6 protein-coding genes are annotated in these 4,895 nt (G+C 69.3%); all 6 read right to left on the bottom strand.

Annotation, left to right across the window (positions count from 1 at the left end):
• The coding region (locus tag AB7O82_RS37285) for a CmcJ/NvfI family oxidoreductase (RefSeq protein WP_428621802.1) at positions 1-659 on the bottom strand (659 nt) is incomplete at its 3' end.
• A 296-nt stretch (positions 660-955) separates the two neighbouring features.
• Positions 956-1,714, bottom strand: a complete 759-nt coding sequence (locus tag AB7O82_RS37290; RefSeq protein ID WP_428547858.1) for an SDR family NAD(P)-dependent oxidoreductase — start codon at positions 1,712-1,714, stop codon at positions 956-958.
• Positions 1,715-1,717: 3 nt separating this feature from the next.
• Positions 1,718-2,428, bottom strand: a complete 711-nt coding sequence (locus tag AB7O82_RS37295; protein WP_428547861.1) for an ABC transporter ATP-binding protein — start codon at positions 2,426-2,428, stop codon at positions 1,718-1,720.
• The gene (locus tag AB7O82_RS37300; RefSeq protein WP_428547864.1) at positions 2,421-3,173 is read right to left on the bottom strand and encodes an ABC transporter ATP-binding protein; all 753 of its coding nucleotides are present in this window, start codon (positions 3,171-3,173) and stop codon (positions 2,421-2,423) included. The genes AB7O82_RS37295 and AB7O82_RS37300 overlap by 8 nt, the downstream gene beginning before the upstream one ends.
• Positions 3,170-4,105, bottom strand: a complete 936-nt coding sequence (locus AB7O82_RS37305) for a branched-chain amino acid ABC transporter permease (RefSeq protein ID WP_428547867.1) — start codon at positions 4,103-4,105, stop codon at positions 3,170-3,172. The genes AB7O82_RS37300 and AB7O82_RS37305 overlap by 4 nt, the downstream gene beginning before the upstream one ends.
• A 37-nt stretch (positions 4,106-4,142) precedes the next feature.
• A partial coding sequence (locus AB7O82_RS37310) for a branched-chain amino acid ABC transporter permease (protein WP_428621804.1) occupies positions 4,143-4,895 on the bottom strand: 753 nt, incomplete at its 5' end.

The following is a 4,895-nucleotide window of genomic DNA, read 5'->3' on the forward strand; positions in this document are numbered from 1 at the left end:
ACGCCGATATAGATTTCGCCCACCCGGTCCTCGTAGACCAGGTCGCAGACCGCGAGGTCGCGCGGCGCGATGCTCTCGGAATCGACGAAGCCCAGCGGCGACATCTCGACCGGATCATGGCTGATGTTGCGCCACACATTGTACTCGGCGAAGCGCTTCTGCAGACGCGCCTCGGCCTCGTCGGCGGGCAGCAGGTCGCGCACGCGCTGCGGGCCGGAATTCTCGGTGTAGTCGTTGTGGACACTGCGCACCGGCGCCCGGTGGCCGCGCTCGACGCCGCGATCGGCGGCGCGGATCGTATGATCGAACACCACGACCTTCGAGGCGCCGGTCTGGCGCTTGACCAGGGCCTCGATCTCGGGCTCGTAGACCCGGCGCACCTCGTCGCGATCGTAGAAGTCGCGCACCGCCGTCTCGTGCCGCGCCAGCACGAAGGCCTGGCGATCCAGCGACAGATCGCCGGCGATCGGCCGGACGTTGTGGATGCGCACCTTGAAGTCGCGATAGTTGCCGACGCGGCGCGCCACGCCAGTGCCGATCGGCGGATTGTAGGTGACCGGCTTGACGCTGAGGTCGGCCAGGTAGGGAACGCTGGCCTCGACCCAGGCGGCGAGCGGCGGCTGCGGGATGACGGATGCAACGGGCTGAACGGATGGCATCGATTTCCTCCGGGTCGGTCGACGCAGAACATATGGCCGATCGGCGGGCTTGCCTCATGAGAAGACTTCATGAGGTCGATAGGGGATCGACAGTAGGGCCCGTCTTCCCACCCGGCTCGAGATCGCGCCGGGACTCCATTCTGAGGGGTCATGGTCTTCCGAACCGCGGGCGTCTCGCCCGCTCATGATCATGAAATCATGAGCGGGCGAGACGCCCGCGGTCCGCATGATTCATGACCCCTCCACCCCATGTGACGGGGCACTTCCCCAGCTTCACTGGGGAGGAAGGCGATAGCTCAAACATGCATGCCGCCGTCGGCCATCACGACGCTGCCGGTGGTGAAGCTGCTCTTGTCCGAGGCGAGGAACAACACCGTCTCGGCAACCTCCTCGGCCCTGGCATGGCGACCGAGCGGGATCACCGAATCGAGGAACGTGCCGGCATCGGTGCCGAGGGCCTCGCTGAGGCCGCTTTCGACGCCGCGCTGGAAGTCGTTGTCGATCGGTCCCGGCGCCACGACGTTGACCCGAACCCGACGCGGCGCCGCCTCCTTGGCGACGGTGCGCATCAGGCCGATCAGTCCATGCTTGGAGGCGGCATAAGCCGAGATCCCGGGATCGCTGGTGACGCCGACCACGCTCGACGTCATGACGATGCTGCCGCCGTCGCGCATCCTGGGCAGGCCGTACTTGCAGGCGAGGAACGACCCCTTGAGGTTGACCGCCACCACGGCGTCGAACACCTCCTCGGGATAGTCGGCCACCGGCTTGATGACGCCGCTGATCCCGGCGTTGCTGAACAGCACGTCGATCGGCCCCCAGCGCGCCACCGTGGCGTCGACATAGGCCATGGTCGCGCGGGCGCTGGTCACGTCGGCCAGCATGGCGGTCGCCCGCCCCTCCGGCAGAGACTTGAGCACCGCGTCGAGCCGCGCGCGGTCGCGATCGACCAGCATGACTTTGGCACCCTCGGCGACGAAGCGCGCGGCGCTGGCGCGACCGAGGCTGCCTGCAGCGCCGGTCACGATGCAGATCCTGCCGTCGAGCATGCCCATGACTCACCTCCCTCCGAGGTAGGCGCGCTGCACCGCCGGGTCGCCGGAAAGGTCGGCGGCGCGCCCGCTGCCGACGATGCGTCCGTTCTCGATCAGGTAGCCGCGGTCGGCCACCGCCAGGCTCTTGCGCGCGTTCTGCTCGACCAGCAGCACCGAGATGCCATCGCCACGAATGCGCTCGAGGGCGCGGAACAGTTCGGTGCAGAGGAGCGGCGAGAGCCCGAGCGACGGCTCGTCGAGCAGCAGCAGCTCAGGCGCCGACATCAGCGCCCGGCCGATCGCCACCATCTGCTGCTCGCCGCCGCTCATGGTGCGCGCGGTCTGGCCGAGGCGCTCGGCGAGGCGCGGAAACAGCGCCAGCACGCGGGCGCGGTTGCGCGCCTCGTCAGTGCGCGCGCGCCGGGCGAAGGCGCCGAGCAACAGGTTCTCGCGCACCGTGAGGTCGCCGAAGATCGCGCGGCCCTCCGGCACCAGCGCCAGGCCGGCCTCGACAATGGCATGCGCGGACAGCCCCATCAGCTCGCGTCCGGACAGCGTCACCTGGGCGCCCGGCGACGCGGGCAGCAGGCCCGCCACCGCGCGCAGCAGTGACGACTTGCCCGCGCCATTGGCGCCAAGGATGACCACGATCTCGCCGGCGCCGACCGTAAGGGCGGCCTGATCGAGCGCACGGTGCTTTCCGTAGAGGACGGAGAGTCCGGCGACATCAAGCATCGTCGCCGCCTCGTCGATCGTTGTCGTCCTCGCCCAGATAGGCGCGGACGACCTCGCGGTCGGCCAGGACCTCCGCCGGCAGGCCCGAGGCGATCAGGCGGCCGACATTCATCACCACGCAGCGATGACAGAGCGAGCGGATCGCATCCATCACGTGCTCGACCAGCAGGATGGTGATGCCCTCCCCGTTCAGCGACCGGATGAGCGCGATGCCGGCCTCGAGCTCGGTCGGGTTGAGGCCGGCCAGCCATTCGTCGAGCAGCAGCAGGTCGGGCTGCAGCGCGAGCGCGCGGGCAAGCTCCAGGCGCTTCTGGTCGATGTAGGTGAGCTCGCCGGGCAGCGAGTCGCGAGCCCCGCCGAGCCCGACCCGCTCGAGCAGGCGTTCCGCCTCGGCGGCGGCGGCGGCACCCCAGGCACGTCGACGCCCGAAAGCCAAGCCGGTCAGGACGTTGTCGCCGCAGGTCAGCGAGGCGAGCGGCCGCACCAGCTGGAAGGTCCGCGCCATGCCGAGGCGGGCGATGCGATGCGCCGGCTGGCCGCCGATCGCATGGCCGCGAAAGCCGATGCGGCCGGCGTCCGGACGCAGCACGCCGGACAGGAGGTTGAGCACCGTTGTCTTGCCCGAACCGTTGGGACCGAGCAGCCCGACGATCTCGTGCTGCTCGACCGTGAAGCCGAGCGCGTCGACGGCGACCAGCCCGCCGAACCGGCGCGTCAGCCCATCGATCTCGAGCAGCGCGCTCATGCAGTCCCCTTCGCGGCAACCCGTCGGCGCGCCGCATCCTCGACCAGGCCCGCGACGCCGCGCGGGATCAGGTAGACGATCACGATGAAGACCACGCCGACCATGATACTGAAATGGTTGGGGAAGCGGGCCACCAGGTACTCGAATAGCAGGGCCAGCGGCACGACGCCCAGCACCGGCCCGTAGAGCCGGTGCACGCCGCCCAGCAGCGCCATGATCAGCACGGTGAACGACACCACCGGATTGAAGGCGATGGCGGGATCGATGTAGGTCCAGCGCGGCGCCATGATCGCGCCGGTGAGCGTCATGAACACCGTGCTGAGCACGAACAGGGCGACCTTGGCGCGCGTGACGTCGATGCCGGAATGGCGCGCCACCGTCTCGTCGTCGCCGATCGCGCGCAGCGCCAGCCCGAGCCGCGAGCGGCCGATCAGGAAGCCGATCGCGAACACCAGCACGGCGAGCGCCAGGAGCTGCCAGTAGATCTGCGCCGCGGTGATGTCGGCGAACACGTAGCGGCCGAGCGTCCGCGTCTTGTTGACTTCGAACCAGGTCACCAGCTGGCGGACCAGCTCGGCCAGGCCGAAGCTGAAAATCACGAAGTAGACGCCCGACAGGCGCAAGGTGGCGAGCCCGACGAGCGCCGCCACGACGCTGCCCACGGCCATCGCGATCAGCAGCACCAGCGGCCACGGCAGGGTCTCGACGAAGACCGCCGTAGTGTAGGCACCGATGCCGAAGAACGCCACGGTGGCCAGCGAGACGTAGCGCGTCGGACCGGAGAACAGGCTCCACGCCGTCGCCAGCACCGTGTAGCTCATGATGTTGATGGCGAGCGACAGGCCGTAGTCGGCGACGACAAACGGCAGCCCGGCGAGCAGCGCCACGCCGGCCAGGCAGGCGATGCCGATCAGCGCGTCGCGACCCGTCATCGGCGGGCCTTCATCGGTTGGGCTTCGTCGGTGGCCCTCATCGGCTGGCTCTTCCGAGAATGCCCTGCGGCCGCACCAGCAGCACGATCAGGAAGATCGCGTAGGTGGCGGCGAGCGTCAGGCCGGGATCGACGAAGACGGCGACATAGTTCTCGACCAGGCCCAGCAGCAGGCCGGCGATCAGCGCGCCCAGCAGGTTGCCGACGCCACCCATGATCACCACGACCAGCGCCTTCAGCGTGAACACGACGCCGAGATTGGCGTTGAAGGTGAGGAACATCGACACCAGCACGCCCGACGCCGCGACCAGCGCGCCCCCCAGCGCGAAGGCCAAGGCGGAAGCGGTTCGCACGTCGATGGCGACCAGCTCGGCCGCCACGGGATCGACCGCGACCGCCCGCACCGCCGTGCCGATCCGCGTGCGCGTCAGGCCGAGATAGAGGCCGACGCCGATGACCACGGCGAGGACCAGCGCCAGCAGGCGGTTGGCCGCCACCGTCGCGCCGGCGATCTGCACCGGCACGGCAAGGAAGGAGTAGCTGTAGTAAGCACCGCCGAAAGTCGCGAGCATGACGCCCTGGATGACGAACAGGAGGCCGAAGGTCGCCAGGATGCTGTCGACCTCGAGCGCATCGCGCGTCCTGGCGCGGCGCACCAGCGGCTGCAGCAGGACGCGATAGATCACGAAGCTCAGCGCGAAGGCGAGTGGCGGCACGACGATCAGCCCGACCAGCGGGCTCACCGCGACGCCGGTGTAGAACGAGAACGCGGCGAAGGCCGCGGCGACCAG

This window comes from Reyranella sp., assembly GCF_050185545.1.
Lineage (GTDB): Bacteria > Pseudomonadota > Alphaproteobacteria > Reyranellales > Reyranellaceae > Reyranella.

Bases quoted from the DNA above. Each gene is read 5' to 3' on its own strand.
- AB7O82_RS37295 (WP_428547861.1), bottom strand. From the start codon at position 2,428: ATGCTTGATGTCGCCGGACTCTCCGTCCTCTACGGAAAGCACCGTGCG.
- AB7O82_RS37290 (WP_428547858.1), bottom strand. From the start codon at position 1,714: ATGGGCATGCTCGACGGCAGGATCTGCATCGTGACCGGCGCTGCAGGC.
- AB7O82_RS37305 (WP_428547867.1), bottom strand. From the start codon at position 4,105: ATGACGGGTCGCGACGCGCTGATCGGCATCGCCTGCCTGGCCGGCGTG.
- AB7O82_RS37300 (WP_428547864.1), bottom strand. From the start codon at position 3,173: ATGAGCGCGCTGCTCGAGATCGATGGGCTGACGCGCCGGTTCGGCGGG.